Genomic DNA, 16,576 nt, shown 5'->3' with positions numbered 1-16,576 from the left:
TGACGAAGCGGTAACCGTCGAATCGGGAAAGTCCTTCAGGCGTACAAAACCAAAGGAAGCCGCGGGTATCGGGTAAAGAGCAGGTCACGCGGTCGGCGGCCAAGCCATCCGCCGCGGAGTAGGCGCGGATCGGCAGTACGTCCCCCTTAAGAACCTGGCCCTTAAGAACAAGTGCCGCCGCGACGGACATCAGCAAACCGGGGCGCCAAACCACAATCCCTCCAGTCTGCCCAGTGTATCTCCGGAGGGTTCCCGGTTACGCTCTATTTCCCAGCTACGCTGACAGCCGCGAGGCGACCCCGTTGGTTGTCAACTCCAATGTTGCCGCGCCGGGAGTTAGGCAGAAAGGTAAGCCGATCGCAGCCCCCTGCACAAATACGCGGCTTGTGTGAATAGGGCCTCCTCTCTTAACTTCGGTAAGGCAGTTAAAACTGCACTTAAAGGAGATAGTAAATGAAACATTCGACAAGAATAAGTTTATCCCGGACCAGAAGGCCCGCGCTCCACTTATTCAGCACGGTTATCGCAGTAACGTTAGGCGCCCTTGGCACAAGCCAAGGACTACAGGCGCAGGGTCAGCCGCAATTTGTGTGGGCAGCTAGCGCCTTTCCATATGACGATGGAGAAGCACCTTCGGTGGCGGTCTCGGGACCGATCATCGTGGAAGTCCATCAATCCACCACGGATGTAGGGGCCCTCTACTATCACACCGGAAAGATTCAAGAAGACGGCACAGTCGTTTGGGCCGCTTCGTCATTCCCGTACGATACCGGACTTGCCCCTTCCATCGCCATCAGCGGCAACAAAATCATCGAAGTACATCAGGCCGGAACCGGCGTCGGACCGCTGTACTATCATCTCGGCGAAATCAATGCCGGAGGAACGGTAACCTGGGCGGCTTCGGCCTTCTCGTACGATACCGGAGTAAGTCCATCGGTAGCCGTCGCGGGACAAACCATCGTAGAAGTTCATCAATCGACCACTGGAGTGGGACCGCTCTACTATCACGCGGGCGAAATTCAGACCGGCGGAGGTGTGAACTGGGCCGCTTCCTCGTTCCCCTACGACAACGGACTCTCTCCCGCGGTTGCGGTAGCTGGTTCAACCATACTGGAAGTCCATCAGGCCGGCACTGGGGTGGGACCGCTCTACTATCACGCGGGCGAAATCCACGCCAACCGTAATGTGATTTGGGCGGGCAGCGCTTTCAACTATGACGACGGCATGCTGCCGGCCGTCGCAGCGTCCGGACCTACGATTGTGGAAGTGCATCAAAGCACAACTGGTCTCGGCTCACTCTATTACCACACGGGAGGTCTGCAATCGGACGGAACCGTGGGATTCGCGGCCTCCGCTTTTAATTACGACAGCGGGGAGGCTCCGCGGATTGCCGTTGCCGGACCGACGATCCTGGAAGTACATCAGGCCGGTAGTGGCGTCGGGGAACTGTACTATCACACCGCCGCTTATTAAGAGCGACGAGCCGCCTTAGAGTACTAAGTCGGCATGACCCTGTCGAGGGAGCCGTACAGCCCCACTCCGAGCCCGACCGAAAGGGAGGGTCCTCCACTGCCCGCCGCGTTCACCCAATCCGGGTGGAACGGTGCATGTTGGGGTCATTTTCGAGGGAGCCATGCCGTGGGTGGAGAAACCCGCCCACGGCAGGAGCTTGGAGCAGATGGCTCGATCGACCCTCGGTTTACGAAGCGGCCAAAGCAAGGAGTTCCGAGTCCGGCGCCGGAACGCTTGCATCAGTCCAGGCATTCACCGGCTTCGTTGCCGCGGGCGACAACCGACGATTGCGCATTACTCCAACCCGCATCCGGCCCTTTCCGAGACACTCGAACACGCAGCTCGGGGGCTCGCTGGTATTTTTGCATGCAAATCGACGATTTTTTCATGCAACCCGGTTGTAACGAAGTGAATTCTTACGTATACTTGCACGCACGGTGGGCGATCGGGCGATCTAAAGGAGCTAAAAACAAGATGGAAGTACGCGACCCTATTTCCGGTATTTTGAAGGGAAAGGATGGCCCGGTGTGGTCAATCGCTCCCGGCGCGACTGTGTATGAAGCGCTTGAATTGATGGCGGACAAAGAGATCGGGGCACTCCTGGTGGAGCATGGAGGCGAAATCGTGGGCCTGTTGTCGGAACGCGATTATGCCCGCAAGATCATCCTCATGGGACGTTCTTCGCGAACCACGACCGTGGGCGAGATTATGGTGTCGCCGCCGATCACGGTGACGGCCGACTGCTCGGTGGACGAAGCGATGCGCACCATGACGCAGCATCGCGTGCGCCATCTGCCGGTGCTCAATCGCAGCGGGAGAGCGCTCGGGATTGTTTCTATCGGCGATTGCGTGAAGTGGGTGATCACGTCGCACGAGAAGACCATCGAGCAGCTGCACAGTTATATCGCCGGCCAGTTTTGAAGCAAGGTCGTTAGTTCTTCGCCGCGTGCTGGACGCTTGTCGAGTAGTCCTGATAACGGTCCAGCAGCGCGGCGGCCATGGCGACCTGGCAGAACAGGAACACGTCGGTATTCCGAATCGTCTGCAAACGCGCCGGCGCCTTCATCTGTTCCAGAATCACCGCGCTACGCATAGCTTCGCGATAGATGTGCAGCGACGGCCAGAAGTCGACGGGCGCGAGGTTCGGATCGTCCGAATCGGAATCGACCTTGTACAGACGGGCGGCGAGGTCGAGGGTGCGGTCAACAATTTCGCGCGCGAGGTCATCGTCTTTTAACTTACGGGCAGTGCCGAAGGCCGTGAGTAAGTACTGACTTGACCCGTCAAGGCTGCGGCCGTCCGGCGTGGCGACGAACGCCGCTACGGCTTTTTCGAGCAGATCATGCGCAGTCGATGGGTTGGAATCCGCGCGCGCGGCGGCAATCTGGCGCAGCGCTTCGCCTCGGTACTCAGGGTTCTGGATATTTTTTGCCAGGTCGATTCCAGCCGGCAGGTCTTTGGACGCCGTCTCAACCGCCTGACTGACAAGCCGGCTGTTCGCGGCAAAATCGCTCGCCGGATTCGGCGCCGCGTTGGTTGAACCGCTCTTCATTGACATACTCATACCGGTTATGTCTTTCCAGTTATTTCCGTTGGGAAACAATTGAGCGGCCGTTTTGAAATCGGGATACTTATCGAACAAGTCCTTCACCTTCTCCGGCTCGCAGGCCTGAAGCGGCACGAGGATTTGAAACAGTTGAGCATCGCGGTCGGTACTTAGAGTCGCCTGACCCTTCGCGCCAATATAGGTAATCGACACGTGGCTATCTTCGTCTTTATAGGATGTGACCGTTTCCACGATCACGTCGAGAGCATGGGTGACTATAGGGCGCGGTAGCTTCTCCCAGTAGTTAGTCAGCAGTCTGCCGAAGCCTTCGCCGGGATGCGCCTGATAACCGGTGAGCGCGCCGCCAAAAGCGAGCAGACGGCGTGGATCGTCTTCGTTGGGAACTGCCGCCAGAATGCTGCCGACCGCGGCATACGGATAAGGCCCGTTACCACCGAGGAGGTTCAAGAGATCGACGGCCGCATTGATCTGGTTCTTAGCGATTCGCTGTCCGACCACCTGGCCGATCGCGCTCTCGCGCGGGTCATAGGATCCGTAAGGAACCGTGATGGTGCGCAGCATTTCTACGGTTCGAGGCAGATCGAGTTCAGCCGCCGATCGCGCCACCATACTTTGGAGGCTGGCGCTGTTCTCGCCCAGAATGGCGGCGTCGGCGAACGCCTGATTCAGCGCGTCCAGAGCTTTCCGGCTGTCGATCGCAGCGAGGACATCGGCTATGCGCCAGAGTAGATATGGTTGCGCTCCGGCCGAAGCCGAGCCCGCCGTGTCGAAGGCGGAATTCACCAGTTCGGCGCCGAGTTCTTTAGGAGTCGCGGGAGTTTTCTTCTTAGCCGGCGGCTGAGTAGCGGTCGATTGAGCCCACGAATAACTCGCGAGGAGAAGAATCAAGAACCGCATAGCTAAATCACCTTGGTAGTTTACTCCCCAACCCGATTCCACTATGATGGACGCTTGCCACAACTCAATCGAACTTTGGCGGCGCTGGTGCTCACCGCTATGTGCGTCCCGGCGGAGCCACCCATTGTCCTGAAAGCCGCGCGCCTGTTCGACGGCAAGGCAAACGCACTCGTTCGTCCGGGGATGGTAGTGATCGCCGAGGGCAAAATCCTGGGCGTCGGCACGGGTGCCGCCGTGCCTCCCGATGCCGTAACTTACGAGTTGGGTGACGCCACCTTGCTACCCGGCTTCATCGACGCGCACACGCACTTATCAATGCAATACACCGACGATTGGAACCAGGGCGAGCTGGATACCCTGCAGAAACCGGTTTCAGAGATGACACTCGACGCCGTTCCGAATCTTCGGGTAACTCTGCTGGCGGGCTTCACCACGGTTCGCGATGTAGGTTCCGAAGACTATATGGATGTCGGTCTGCGCAACGCGGTCCGAAGCGGTAAGATCATCGGTCCACGCATGCTGGTATGCGTCCATGCGATCGGCGCGACTGGGGGGCATTGCGATACGACCGGCTTTCGCGCCGGATTGTTCGGAAGAGAGACTGATCCGACGGACGGCGTGATCAACGGTCCGGATGAAGCGCGGCGGGCCGTAAGGCTGGCCGTGAAGTATGGCGCGGATGTTATCAAGACTTGCGCGACGGGCGGGGTGCTGAGTATGGCGGACGCGGTCGATAGCCCCCAATTGACCCAAGAGGAGTTGAACGCGCTGGTGGATGAGGCTCACGCGCTCGGCAGGAAGACCGCGGCGCACGCGCACGGGGCGACCGGCGCGAAGAGGGCTATCCGGGCGGGGATCGATTCTATTGAGCATGGGTCATTTCTGGATGAGGAAGCCCTGCAGATGATGAAGGCCCGGGGGACTCGTTACATCCCGACGTTGATGGCGCCGTGGTGGTTGGGAGAGCGTCTGGAGCATGGCGCTTACTATCCGCCACAGATAGCAGCCAAGGCTCGGGCGGCGATTGCCAGCCTGAATCATACCTTCCAGCGCGCGCTTGAATTGGGCGTAATCATAGGGTTCGGAACGGATGCCGCGGTGTATCCGCATGGACGCAATGCGCATGAGTTCGCGTTAATGACCGGGCTCGGGATGAAGCCGCTGGATGCGCTTCGGGCGGCGACGAGCGTGGACGCCGATCTGTTGGGGATGGCCTCGCAGATCGGCTCGCTAGAGAAGGGCAAGTTGGCGGATGTGGTGGCGGTTCCGGGCGACCCGACCAACGACATAACCGCGACCGAACGCGTGCTGTTCGTGATGAAGGACGGTGTGGTCTACCGGAACGACCGGGCGCCGGGCAGCGCTGCGCCGGCGACCGCGGGCACGACCGCTTCGGCCGCCCGCTAGGGCATGTTATTCTGGGGTCGAAGTCCCTCCTCGCGCCCGTAGCTCAGTTGGATAGAGCGTTTGGCTACGAACCAAAAGGTCGCACGTTCGAGTCGTGCCGGGCGCACCAATTAGAAAGGGCGGCTAGGCAACCACTTTCCGCGGCCTGCCGGGACCCCTTCTTGTTTGCGCCGCTGCCCGCTTCGCGGCCCATCTCTTCTTCATCGCCTCAGCAAGTTTCTGGCGTCCCTCGGGAGTCAAGCCGCCACTCCGGCGTGCGGTAGACGCGGAGGGCGCCTTTTCGCGCTTCCCGGCCCCTCTGGTTTTATGCACAGCGGACTGCCTCGCGCCGGCGATTGTGTACCTGCCGCCATCGCGCTTCATTCGCCCTTGTTTCACGAGCAAGCTCAGCGCGTTATAAATCAGATTTCGCCCTTTCTCGATCTTCCGGTCGGAAAAGATCCTCTCGATCTCCCTGGGCGTGATTCCCTCGGAACCCCGCGACTTGACAATGGCAGTTACGAAATCTCTCTTGTTGCCCGTGAACTCCAATCCCTCGGCGTCTGCGGATGTTGCAACCGGCGTCTCCAACTCAAGGACGACGGCTTCTCCCGACTCGGGTGAACCGGCCGGTTGTTCGGTAATCCCGAACAGCGTGACCGTGCCTTTCAGCGATTCCACTTGCGCATCGATCGTCTCCAACTCTATCTTTAAATCATCAAAGCGGCTCAACTGTTCCTCTATCACGCGTTTGCGTTGGGTCAGTTGGGCATAGGCTTTGCCCAGAAGATCCCGCGTTGAATCGGCTCCCCCTTTAATCAGGGAGGTGGCCAGCGTTACCGGACTGGGGTCTGGCGCGTTTGGTCTCACCGGAGCCTCAAACGGACTCCCGGCGCTCGCATGTTCCTCAGGGTGAGCACTCCTGATGTGCGAGGCTAGACCTGCTCCGTGGGAGGAGGTTTTCGAACAGAACGGACACTTCAACAGTGACTTTGGCATATAAACTCCTAATGTAACAGGGACAGATTGCGATGCAGACTTCAGACCTGGGTTTTAGTCTCAAAAAAACCCGGACTTTCGGGTGCATCTCCCGACTCTGAGCTTGGAATTATTGCCTATCGCAACCTAGATCCGTAGGCGCGACCCTAAGGGCGGCTAACTCAAACGACGCTACTTCCCGAACGCGTAGAACTGATTATTGCCCGTAAAGCCGGCGATTGCCAGATGGGCATAACCGGAGCCCCAGAAAACCATTCCTCCCGACACCGAGGCGCCCGCAATGACCGACGATCCAGCCGCGAAACTCCAGGCAATCGCCCCCGTGGCTGCGTTGAGCGCAAACATCGTCGGAGCACTTGCTCCGTCCGCCATGGATGCTACAAGTACCGCCCCATCGACAACTGTCACCGGGGCCATATCACACGCGAGATTGGGGTCGGCTACCTGCCACAAGATCGCTCCCGTCGCGGGATTGAGCGCGGCCCATGAACCCGCATTTCCGGCGGCATAAGCCTCACCGTGGTAGTTAGACACCGCAACATAGATGCGATGGGCATCCGAAGCCGAGCCCCACATCAACCCACCCAGCGTCGATCCCGGACCGACCTGCGTGTGCCAGAGTTCCTCGCCGGTGTCCGGATCCAGCGCGTAGTAAATCCCGCTCTTCTGTCCCGCGCCGATAATCGTTTGGGATCCGCTGCTTCCCCCATACGTCACTTCATTCGGAGCGGAGCCGAAGTCGTAGTCGGGACCCGTGGGTACGGGACACTCGGTATAAGGATTCACAACACAGGCATAGTTCCAGAAATCTTGGCCGTTTAACACGCCGGACTGGTTCCAGCCCATTAAACGTGTTGCCCATTTGACAGCACCGGTGGTCATGTCGAGCGCCACAATGGAATCCGCATGGTCCTCTGGTGAAAGGCACGCGGCATCTGTACCGCCCGCCGCCACGCACGACAGGTACGCCAGATCGGTAGGAATACTGTAGTTATTCCCCGTGCCCACAAATACGGTTCCGCGGTTTGTGTCTACAACCGGATTGCCGCCCCACACACCGCCTCCGGTGTAGCCCGCGGGAACGGTGAACTGCTGCCACAGCACCGCGCCGGTAAGCGCGTTCACGGCCACCACGCTGCCTCGCGTCGAGCAGCAGACATAGGAGGGGTTCCTCGATGCGTACTCCTCATTCGAAGTCATCCCCACGTACACCACGTTCCCCGCGACAGTCAACGATGACGTGATGACAGGAAAGGGATTCGAAGTATCCGGCTGAACCTTCCAGACCAGGGCGCCCGTCCTCGCATTAATCGCCAACAGCCAACCGGTGGGCGGCTGTACCGTGGAGCCTGCCGGTGGAGCAACATATTGCGTGCCTATATAGAGAAGCCCGCCCGCAATCGCGGGGCTCGTGCGCGCGACCGTGCCGGCGGCAAGACCATAGTCCGAGAGTTGATGCGACCAGATCAGATTTCCGTTCGCCGCGCTCAAGGCATACAGATTCCCTGCCCAGTCCGGGAAGAAGACCACCTTATCGACCACAGCGGCTCGCGCCGATACGTCCCCGCCCGTCGTAAATTTCCACTTGAGTGTCAGCCCGCTGATTTGTTGGGGCGACAGACTCGCGTTCGCCGTATGCGTGCCAGCTGTATTAGCTGAATTTTGCCCGAACATCGGCCAATCCTCGCCGAAGGCCGGTAACGCCAAACACCCCGTAATGATCATCGCGAACACCAGGGTCGGGACGACGGGTCTTCTCTGCATCACGGATCGCGATTCTCCTTACAGGGGCGGCAAGACTGCCGCGAGATTGTAGTACGGCGAGTCTTCTATTGTTAAACAAACCGCAAACAATTTACCAGTAAAATCTTGGCTTCCGCGCAAAAATATTACGGCCGGGGGCTTTTGGGCGGCCCCGATCGAAGCGCACTCTACGGCCCGAAATTCCGGGCTGTGGGCCGCAACCCTTTCACTTTCATTGTTTTGCCGGAGCTGTCCGGAATGCCTGCGAGGACGTGCGCGTGTCCGAATTCTTATTGCCCGCAAGCCCGCAGAGCGAGGCCGGTTTTCAAACTTTCGGGTCACACATTCGGGCTTCGATCCAGCGGTGACAGAATACAAAACAGGGCCCGTCAGCCTGTCTGGAAGTCGAACGTGCGATACAGCGCGCGCCCTGTCACAGGCTGGAGAGACTCATGTTCGGCGGGGGCGGACTGCGATGCCCGTAGCATCACGGGTTGTTATGTGGCCCGAATACCTACCTGCTGAAGCCTTTCAGCACTCAATTTAAGGACGCACCACCGCAAGGGTTGCTTACTGCGGCTATCGGCACCGCGTCCTCGACAGGTTCTATCTTGCCAACGCCCGGGGATACTCTTCAGGCGAAACACAACTTATGTGCTAAAGCTAAGACTCGCCGCCACCCCGCCCGTTAGCTATACATAAGGCACGGCTTCAGGTAGAATATACACACTCCAGTATGCCTAACCCTTCCACCCTTCTGCGAGTCTTCGTACTGCTCGCAATTCCAGCCGTACACGCGTTCGCTCAAACCCCCACGCCACCGGGTCAGCCGATTACAGGACCGGGCGGCAGCGTATATCCTTACAGCTCGGTGACTACTTACGGGCCGTATTATTCCAGCCTGGATCGAGCGCCGTATTCGGAATTCATGATTTACCAGCCGAACGGTGCGACTCTCCCCGGTTCCTTTCCAGTTGTGATGTTCCTACATGGCTACTTTCTGACAATCGAAGGATATCCGGCTGGCGACAGCCCGAACAACTATATTTACTGGCTTCAGCACCTCGTTAAGAAGGGTTACACGGTCGTCTACCCCTATTACGATTACACCTTGGAGCCGGCCGAGTTCACGGCCAGTATTCTCCGCTCCTGGGAAGCCGCACTGGTTCTCCTGAAGTACGGGACCGATGGTCTGATTCCGCCTACAGTAGATAAGTTTGGGATGCAAACGCTATTTGCCGGGCATTCGATGGGCGCTGTTGAGTCGTTCGCCGTCGCGCAGCAGCTCACGGTAACTCCCGTATTAGGCGTACCGCTTCCGCGAGCGATCGCCGCATTTACTCCCGGCATAGGATATAACGGTACCTTATCCACCAACTTCTCAAATATCAGTCCTACAATAAGTGTGGTGCTGGTAGATGCCGACGAAGATACGATGGATATACCCACGGCGCTGGCCATCTGGAGTTCGATCGAGAATGTTATTCCGACCGATAAGCGAGATTTCCTGGAGGTGATTACGGATTCTCATGGATCGCCTGCCCAATTAGGCGATCACTGGTTCCCGGACACCAACGGAGTGGGCGACGACGATTCCGGTGTCGATGATCGTGATTACAACGTGACCTGGAAGTTAAGCGTCGGTCTCTTCAACTGCACCATCTACGCCGAGCAGTGCTCCTATGGTCTGGGCCATGGCTCTCAAGAGCAGATCAACATGGGCGATTGGAGCGACGGTACTCCAGTTACTCCGCTAAGTCTGCAGCAATAGGGCGCGCCGGCTTGCCACGTTCCGCATCCCGGCGCAAGCCAAACAAACCCGGACTTAGTCCGGGGTGGCCGTAAGTATTACGGCGGCGACATCAGCCTGCCCGGTCCCAAGACTCTTTACGAAAACCTGGAGCGGCTTCCCTAATTGCGCGGGAGTGGCTCCAGAGTTGTAGGTGATCTCTTCGATCACAAAAGCGCCACCCACCGGGGTTGCACTGTCGCCCGAAGCCACCGTGACGTTCCCAGCTACAAGTCCCGCTGAGTATCCGGTAAAGGGGTAATCCGAACGCGCGCCAATCTTCACTTTAAGAATGTAAGTGGTGTTGGCCTGAAGCGTATCGCCAAGCGTTTGCAAGATAGAACCCGTCCCGCTTGTGTTGCCGAGGGCCGCAACATACAGACCCTCCGCGTTGACACCTTTAAATTGCGAAGATGATGCCTTAAGCAGAGAAGTCTCCGGGCCGGATAACCAACCTGAGATACCGTAGGTGGCGCAGTTACCGCTGGGCGAGCACTGTAATTGATCTAAATCAAAAGTGGTATTCAGGAGCGGGATATCCACTTGAGCGGAAGCCGTCCATGCGGAAAGTGCGAGGAGTGACAGCAGAAGCGTTTGCGTTTTCATCTTTTATCTCCAGCCCGGGTGACCAGGCCAGCAAAGTATATCACCTGCGTCCGCCGGATCGTCCTCTAAAGCTACGCCTGCGACGGCTCGACAAACGGATCGTTTTACTAACGCGAGACAGAGGGTAAGGGAACTTAGTTCGGGAGGTTACGATCGATCTTGTCTATCCTCCAGAAAGCCGTGGGCAGACGGGCGGGAACTGGCGGTAACTCCGGAAACTTGGCATGCGGTTCCGTTTGATACCAAAAGGCCACGCTGGTGTATTCGTCGGCCCTGGCATTTGCGTGTCCATGTTCGATCGTGGCGCGTAGTGAGTGCTGGAAGTAGATCGGATCCTGGATGTGGAAGCGGTACATTGTATGGCTCCCGGTCCAGTCGCGGTTGCCTTGTTGGGAGTATCCGATAAATGGATAACTAAACGGCGCCTGAAACATCCATGCGTTGTTGAAGTAATCCTCCATGCCGGTGCCCAGGATCGGTTTGCCGCCCTCGGAACGGTCGACAAAGAACATATCGTCGCCTTCGCCCCACCATCCTGTCGAGCGTCCGAATACATTCAGTATTGTGCCCACATACTGACCTTTTCCCGCCGCCTCCATGAACACATAGTTGTTCGCGCCGTCAATGTTAACGCCGTGGGATTCAGCTTCGGGTACGGCACGAGTGAGCGCGTGCCTCCACTGAGCGTGAAAACGGCCTTTCTGCGCGACGGCTTGCGGGTTCGGGTACTGCTGGTAATCGATGTGGAAGTAAAGATTCGGAATATCCTCGCCTCCATCGTTACTGACCGTGATGCGCGCGCCCGACCCAAACGGCATGTCGAAATAACAGTTCAGTGCGCGGTCTTGGACGGTGAGAGGAAGAGACCACCACGACTGATACTTCTGTCCGCGGTGGCCGCCGGGGACATCCTCGTACTCGAACCCGGTGCCGAAGAAGTCGCCGATCGGAACCTCCACACTGGGTTCGGCCTCGCCGTCCCAATACATTCGGATCACTAACTCGCGTAGATGAAAAGGACTGGGCGAGTTAATAGTGAACCAGATATGTTTGATTGAACCGGCGCCATCGATCTGCGCCAGCGTCGCGGTTGAGTGTGCTTTCACTGCGATCCAGTCGGCATTACCTCCCGATCGGTCCGCACTCGAGGCACGGTTAGAAACGGCATCGCTCAAATTAGCCAGCCCATCGAGCGGGCCGCGCTGCTGCGCTGAGGCGGCCGAGGCTAACAGAACGGAAGCGGTAAGCGTTGTAGCGACGATGTACGTCCGCGTGTCCGGCATCTTCCTACGTTAGCTCGTCTCCAAGCCGGCGTTATTAGTCGTAGCGCAGCGAAATGGCTGGATCGATTCGTGTTGCCCGCCGCGATTCGCAGAGACTACAATGAGCTGTGTTGGAGCTGCACATGGACCAAGCAAACGATATCAGCTACGAAGTACCCTTTACCTCGGACTCGAACTTGTCCATTGGTTTCCACGTCGGCGCAGCGCTAGGCGGCGGAGCGCCTCACGCGTTTCTGGTCGATACGGGATCGGTTGGCATTCTTGTGCCCCGGCAAGTCCTCGGCCCGAACTATCAAGACTTCGATCCCTCCCAGGACGTCGAGTTCGGGTACATAAGTAGCGGCAACGTATATAGGGGGCAATGGGTTAAAGTTCCTGTTGTTCTCGGTGTGCCGGCGGAGTGGGATGGCACAGGCGACTACCCGATTGCTCACGGCGAGGTTTTCGCGGTTGACCAGCCTGCGGGATTCGATGGCGGACTACTCGGCATCGGCTTCGGGATCGGCGGACTAGCCGATGGCGGACCAGCTAGCAATCCGCTCCTCCATGTAGCCTACCGGGAGGCGCAGCTTGGCCACGGTTACATCATCAGCACTCAAGGCATTAACATAGGTCGAACCCCGAGTAACACGGATTGCTTCTTGTTGATCCCCCTGGATCGCAACCCGTCCGGGAACGATTGGATGCAACCGCCCGCAAGCGTGAGCTTGACAGACGACTTCAGCGCTGACGGCTTCAGCACCATGTTGCCGCTCTTAGTGGATACGGGCATAGACAACATGATTCTATGGATGAGCGCCGACAGCGCGCCGCCCAATCTGCCAAGCGATTCCGCGTTTCCAGGCGGCATCGCGATAACCGCATCCGCTCCGCCGGCGGATGAGATAAGTCAACCGGCATTCCAGTACTCTTTCGTCACCGGCGATGTACGGGGCCAAACGTGTTGGCGGGCGCTGACTACCTTTATGACGCGAACGTGGGACAGATCGGTTTCCGGGTTCCTTCGGAGTAACTAGGCTAGGTGATATGAACAGGTACACTCTTTCGCGACGTGAGTTCGGAGTTATTGCCGGAACATCACTTGCTTCGCTGGCAGCGCCGGCTGAAGCACAATCGGCCGCGATAACGGCTAATGAAGTCATCCAGCGGATCCAGCAGCATGTAGGCGTTGCCTGGCAGGCTAACACTGTCGACACCTTCAAAGCAGGCGATCCGAACACGCCGGTAAAAGGCATTTGTACGACCGTCATGTCCACGATGGACGTGTTGAAGAAGGCTGCGAGTTCAGGAAGCAACCTTGTCATCACGCATGAGCCGACCTTCTGGAACCATCTGGACGAGACAACGGGCTTCGACAACGATCCGGTGTATATCGCCAAGCAGCGCTTCATCAAGTCGAATGGGTTGGTCATCTGGCGGTTTCACGATCATTGGCACCGCCGCGAGCCGGATGGTATCCTCACCGGTATCGTCAGCACGTTGGGATGGAGTCAGTATCAGAAGGTTGATCGCACAGCGTCCGGCGGTAACTATCAGGGGCGCCAGTTCTTTACACTGCCCGATACTTCTTTGAACGACTTAGCCTCGGCGATGCAATCCCGGCTAAAGAGCCGCGTGACGCGCGTGGTTGGCAATCCGAATGCCCGCGTGCGGAATGTGGCGCTCGAGCCAGGCTATTCCGCTTTGGCGTCAGGTATGAAGACTCTGGAGCGCAGCGATGTCGATGTGCTCGTTGTTGGAGAGCCTAGAGAGTGGGAAAACGTGGAGTACGTCAAAGATGCGGTGGCTTGCGGGATGAATAAGTCGCTGATCATTCTTGGACACGTTACTTCCGAGGATCCCGGCATGGAGGAGTGCGCTAAGTGGTTAAAGACGTTCGTTCCCGAGGTTCCCATTCAGTGGATTCCGGCAGGTGAACCTTTCTGGACGCCTACTTAAATGACCCCAAGATACACCGTTCCGCCCGGATAGGATCAATGCGGCGGACCGCGGAGAACCCTCCCTTTCGGTCGGGCTCGGAGTGGGGCTGTACGGTCCCCTTTCATCACTCCGTACAAGGTGAATTACTGAGCCGCGCACGTAAGTGAGCGGTGCTTTCTATATTCATCACTTACTTTCATGCAAGCCGCGTTATTAGCTCTTCGATCGCCACGGGCTTATCATTCGTCTCGCCCCGTCCTAGCGAAGGCGCGGAACTGAAAGCTTCGCGGTGTTCCTCGAACCAAACCAGAAACCGCGCGTCAGCCGCGCCGCTCAAACGCTGTTGATTGATCCACGTGTAGTAAGCGCCCATATCGGCATCGACTAATGAAGCCGCCGGATCGGTCGCCGCCGGATTCAAACCCGGCGGACGCACCGCGGGTTCCGACTGACGCGGCGCGAACCGCGCAAACAGCGTAAGCGGCTGTGCGCGGCGTAACACTTCGCGGGCGGTCCATTGCACGAAGGTCGTACTGAACATCTGCGTGCCGGAGCCTTGCGTCAACAGCGCGAGTTTGAAGCGGCTGAGCAGGGCGTCATCGCCGTTGCCGGGTAAGCCGACCTCGGCCGGTTGCATGCGCGCCAGATCCGTGCGAAGGCGTTCCGGTCCGCCGCCGCCCGGCTTCATCGTCTGGATCATCTTATCGATCAGCTTGGCACGCGCGGGCTCGAGCGACGAGTAGGAGACAACCGATACACCCTGCGGCTGCCCATCGGCCTTGCCGCCCTCCACATACCAGTGAGCAAACGGCGCGGGGTACTGTTGCGCGCGCTTAGTTATAACTTCCAGAGCGGAAGCATAGCCGCCTTCGGGCGCAACGTTAGTGTAATAGACACCATGCTCGCGCAGCTTACGGAAGAGCGGATACTTAGTCTTTGTGACGCCTTGACCGACTAACAAGATGGATACGCGCGCGCCGGGTAACTTAGGTTCAGGGCGCGCAAGTGCGACCTGATGCACATACTCGATCGAAGCTTTGCGGAAGGCTTCCATTTGTTGCGAAGCCCAGAGATTCGCGCTGAGTTTTTCCGAGAACTGCACTGGATCGTTCACCCAATCGAACTGCAGCAGATCGGCGGTAATCTTCAGCTCTGCAAAAGGCCGCATCAAACTGCTGACTTCCGCAGCCGTCTTTGAATCCAGGTACGAGAACTGATGATCGAGTTCCGCGCGCTCGGCGGGAAACTTCCAGTCATAATCGATCAGTTCGCGAAGTAACAGAGGCAAAAACGCGATCGGCAGCGCCCGCAGCAGTTGGATCTCACGCGTCGCGACCGCCTTGGCGTGCGGCGGGTACGCGGCGAAATCGATAGCCTGCAGGTCCGCGGGATGCATCCTACAGCACCTCCGTCAAAGCTTTCCCTTGCGAATAGGGCGACGCGAAGCCGAGCAGCGCACCGAGCGTTGGAACCAGATCGACCGATTGCACGGGACGGTCGACCACCACGTTCTGGCGGATGCCGGGACCGAGCGCCAGCATCCACGTAGTGCGCGACAGCGCGTCTCCCGTTCGATGGTGCTGGAAGCCGTTGCCGCCGGGGTCCTCATCCGAATCGCGCCCGAAATCCGGAAGGATAAACAAGTTCGTTTTGCCCGCGTACTCCGGCTCCGACTGAATCGTTCGCCAAAGCGTCGCGCATAAACGATCCGAGCGGCGAATGCCATCGATATATAAGGAGAACGCCCCGGAATGCGCAACGTCGATGTCGTGCAGCGTGATCCAGATCATACTGGGCGCGAGCTGCTGCATCAAGCGGCGGGCGATGTAGACGGACAACTCGTCGGGACTGGCCAGAGATTGCGCATGCGCGGAGAAATCGCTGACCGACAACTTAAGAATTTCGGCGAGCTCATGCAGTTGCATCGAGTCTCCGCCGATATCTGGAGCATAGAGCGGCGTCTCATAGTTGTCGCGCAGCAGGTGGTCGTAGAGCAGCGCGTCGCGAGGCGAGAGGGCGGAACCAAGCAGGCGCTTCGGTAAGACGACGCGCGCCCCTAACCCCACGCCGTAGGAGCGGTGCTCGCTTTCTCCGATCCGGTTGAAACCGTTGCTCGGGGCGATCACCCAGGCGTCGCTCGCCGGGCGCTTGAGGTCTTTGCGAAAGTACTCGAATACCGTCGGATTGCTGGGTGCAACTGCGGCGAAGTTGTTGAACGTCTCATAGGCGCCGGTGGCGAGACTGGCAGTCGCGACGTAGTGGCCGAGAATGCCGCGGTTGACCACCTGCGTGAAGAAGGTGGCTTGCGGAATGAGTTCCGAGAGGAGGAGCGGGATGTTTTCCTGGCCCTCCGGCATAAACGTTTCCTGATCGCGCGCGCCGCCTCCGAACGTGACGACGACGACTTTCCTGGTGGGGACCACGGCGGCTCCGGCACGCGTGGTCGACAACGCCAGCGCAGCGCCGGTAGTGGCACGGAGGAACTCGCGCCGGCTGTGCGCGATGGAGTGCGCAATCTGTCGCGGGCTGCGTCCGCTGTTCCACGGAGAACTCATCGGGGTATTCCCGATTCTACGTGAAATGCAGGCGCAATTTCGCCCGACTCCCTAAAGTGCTCGCGATCAACATCCGATTAGCTGCTTGATGGGTTGGCTGCACGAAGACATCAGGAGAAAAGTGCGAAGGCGCGCGGCCTTGTGGATCTGCGCCGCATGCATGGTTTGCTGCCTGCTGCCGAACGCGCGCCCTGCCAGTGCGCCTCCAATGCGCGTGCTGACCAACGCCCGCGCTGTGCACAGCCTCACCGTGGAGGAAGCACGGCGAGGGTACCCGGTTCGCCTGCGCGCCGTCGCCACCTACTACGATCCATATGTT

The 16,576-nt window shown here is 58.6% G+C and carries 15 protein-coding genes and 1 tRNA gene; 8 read left to right on the top strand and 8 right to left on the bottom strand.

Going from position 1 to position 16,576, the window contains the following annotated elements; genetic code table 11:
- Positions 1-214, bottom strand: a 214-nt coding sequence (locus H1Y01_RS19435) for a hypothetical protein (protein WP_219341191.1), incomplete at its 3' end; no start/stop codon positions are given.
- Between the two features lie 422 nt (positions 215-636).
- Between H1Y01_RS19435 and H1Y01_RS02095 the strand changes: the two genes are divergently transcribed.
- The gene (locus tag H1Y01_RS02095; RefSeq protein ID WP_180538438.1) at positions 637-1,473 is read left to right on the top strand and encodes a hypothetical protein; all 837 of its coding nucleotides are present in this window, start codon (positions 637-639) and stop codon (positions 1,471-1,473) included.
- Positions 1,474-1,986: 513 nt separating this feature from the next.
- On the top strand, positions 1,987-2,433 hold the full coding sequence (locus H1Y01_RS02090; protein WP_180538437.1) for a CBS domain-containing protein: 447 nt from the start codon (positions 1,987-1,989) through the stop codon (positions 2,431-2,433).
- A 10-nt stretch (positions 2,434-2,443) separates the two neighbouring features.
- Here H1Y01_RS02090 and H1Y01_RS02085 read toward each other — a convergent pair whose 3' ends face one another.
- On the bottom strand, positions 2,444-3,976 hold the full coding sequence (locus tag H1Y01_RS02085) for a hypothetical protein (protein WP_180538436.1): 1,533 nt from the start codon (positions 3,974-3,976) through the stop codon (positions 2,444-2,446).
- A 54-nt stretch (positions 3,977-4,030) separates the two neighbouring features.
- Here H1Y01_RS02085 and H1Y01_RS02080 point away from each other — a divergent pair, with 54 nt between their 5' ends.
- On the top strand, positions 4,031-5,383 hold the full coding sequence (locus H1Y01_RS02080) for a metal-dependent hydrolase family protein (protein WP_180538435.1): 1,353 nt from the start codon (positions 4,031-4,033) through the stop codon (positions 5,381-5,383).
- Positions 5,384-5,415: 32 nt separating this feature from the next.
- Positions 5,416-5,492: transfer RNA gene (locus H1Y01_RS02075), tRNA-Arg, on the top strand.
- 14 nt (positions 5,493-5,506) lie between these two features.
- Here H1Y01_RS02075 and H1Y01_RS02070 read toward each other — a convergent pair.
- A complete protein-coding gene (locus H1Y01_RS02070) occupies positions 5,507-6,094 on the bottom strand; it encodes a hypothetical protein (RefSeq protein WP_180538434.1) in 588 nt (195 codons plus the stop codon).
- Between the two features lie 438 nt (positions 6,095-6,532).
- Positions 6,533-8,125, bottom strand: coding sequence for an outer membrane protein assembly factor BamB family protein (locus tag H1Y01_RS02065; protein ID WP_180538433.1), 1,593 nt, complete (start codon positions 8,123-8,125; stop codon positions 6,533-6,535).
- 715 nt (positions 8,126-8,840) lie between these two features.
- Between H1Y01_RS02065 and H1Y01_RS02060 the strand changes: the two genes are divergently transcribed.
- On the top strand, positions 8,841-9,875 hold the full coding sequence (locus H1Y01_RS02060; protein WP_180538432.1) for a poly(ethylene terephthalate) hydrolase family protein: 1,035 nt from the start codon (positions 8,841-8,843) through the stop codon (positions 9,873-9,875).
- Positions 9,876-9,929: 54 nt separating this feature from the next.
- On the opposite strand, the gene H1Y01_RS02055 is transcribed toward H1Y01_RS02060, so the two are convergent.
- Complete coding sequence (locus H1Y01_RS02055) at positions 9,930-10,499, bottom strand: hypothetical protein (protein WP_180538431.1); 570 nt, start codon at positions 10,497-10,499, stop codon at positions 9,930-9,932.
- Positions 10,500-10,633: 134 nt separating this feature from the next.
- Complete coding sequence (locus H1Y01_RS02050) at positions 10,634-11,782, bottom strand: glycoside hydrolase family 172 protein (protein WP_180538430.1); 1,149 nt, start codon at positions 11,780-11,782, stop codon at positions 10,634-10,636.
- A gap of 122 nt (positions 11,783-11,904) precedes the next feature.
- Between H1Y01_RS02050 and H1Y01_RS02045 the strand changes: the two genes are divergently transcribed.
- Both H1Y01_RS02045 and H1Y01_RS02040 read left to right on the top strand, forming a co-directional pair.
- A complete protein-coding gene (locus tag H1Y01_RS02045; RefSeq protein WP_180538429.1) occupies positions 11,905-12,798 on the top strand; it encodes a hypothetical protein in 894 nt (297 codons plus the stop codon).
- Between the two features lie 10 nt (positions 12,799-12,808).
- Positions 12,809-13,720: a Nif3-like dinuclear metal center hexameric protein gene (locus H1Y01_RS02040; protein ID WP_180538428.1), complete on the top strand. Its 912-nt coding sequence runs from the start codon at positions 12,809-12,811 to the stop codon at positions 13,718-13,720.
- A gap of 178 nt (positions 13,721-13,898) precedes the next feature.
- On the opposite strand, the gene H1Y01_RS02035 is transcribed toward H1Y01_RS02040, so the two are convergent.
- Both H1Y01_RS02035 and H1Y01_RS02030 read right to left on the bottom strand, forming a co-directional pair.
- Positions 13,899-15,098: a hypothetical protein gene (locus tag H1Y01_RS02035; protein ID WP_180538427.1), complete on the bottom strand. Its 1,200-nt coding sequence runs from the start codon at positions 15,096-15,098 to the stop codon at positions 13,899-13,901.
- Between the two features lies 1 nt (position 15,099).
- A complete protein-coding gene (locus H1Y01_RS02030; protein WP_180538426.1) occupies positions 15,100-16,257 on the bottom strand; it encodes a hypothetical protein in 1,158 nt (385 codons plus the stop codon).
- Between the two features lie 121 nt (positions 16,258-16,378).
- Between H1Y01_RS02030 and H1Y01_RS19430 the strand changes: the two genes are divergently transcribed.
- Positions 16,379-16,576: hypothetical protein (locus H1Y01_RS19430; protein ID WP_219341190.1), on the top strand; the 198-nt coding region annotated here is incomplete at its 3' end.

Origin of the sequence: Nevskia soli (assembly GCF_903970205.1) — a bacterium.
Classification (GTDB): Bacteria; Acidobacteriota; Terriglobia; order Bryobacterales; family Bryobacteraceae; genus Bog-113.
This window is presented reverse-complemented; position numbering and strand designations above follow the sequence as displayed.

Excerpts from the sequence above, each read along its gene's own strand:
- H1Y01_RS02065 (WP_180538433.1), bottom strand. The coding sequence starts at position 8,125 with ATGCAGAGAAGACCCGTCGTCCCGACCCTGGTGTTCGCGATGATCATT.
- H1Y01_RS02085 (WP_180538436.1), bottom strand. The coding sequence starts at position 3,976 with ATGCGGTTCTTGATTCTTCTCCTCGCGAGTTATTCGTGGGCTCAATCG.
- H1Y01_RS02045 (WP_180538429.1), top strand. The coding sequence starts at position 11,905 with ATGGACCAAGCAAACGATATCAGCTACGAAGTACCCTTTACCTCGGAC.
- H1Y01_RS02050 (WP_180538430.1), bottom strand. The coding sequence starts at position 11,782 with ATGCCGGACACGCGGACGTACATCGTCGCTACAACGCTTACCGCTTCC.
- H1Y01_RS02040 (WP_180538428.1), top strand. The coding sequence starts at position 12,809 with ATGAACAGGTACACTCTTTCGCGACGTGAGTTCGGAGTTATTGCCGGA.
- H1Y01_RS02060 (WP_180538432.1), top strand. The coding sequence starts at position 8,841 with ATGCCTAACCCTTCCACCCTTCTGCGAGTCTTCGTACTGCTCGCAATT.
- H1Y01_RS02055 (WP_180538431.1), bottom strand. The coding sequence starts at position 10,499 with ATGAAAACGCAAACGCTTCTGCTGTCACTCCTCGCACTTTCCGCATGG.
- H1Y01_RS02030 (WP_180538426.1), bottom strand. The coding sequence starts at position 16,257 with ATGAGTTCTCCGTGGAACAGCGGACGCAGCCCGCGACAGATTGCGCAC.
- H1Y01_RS02035 (WP_180538427.1), bottom strand. The coding sequence starts at position 15,098 with ATGCATCCCGCGGACCTGCAGGCTATCGATTTCGCCGCGTACCCGCCG.
- H1Y01_RS02090 (WP_180538437.1), top strand. The coding sequence starts at position 1,987 with ATGGAAGTACGCGACCCTATTTCCGGTATTTTGAAGGGAAAGGATGGC.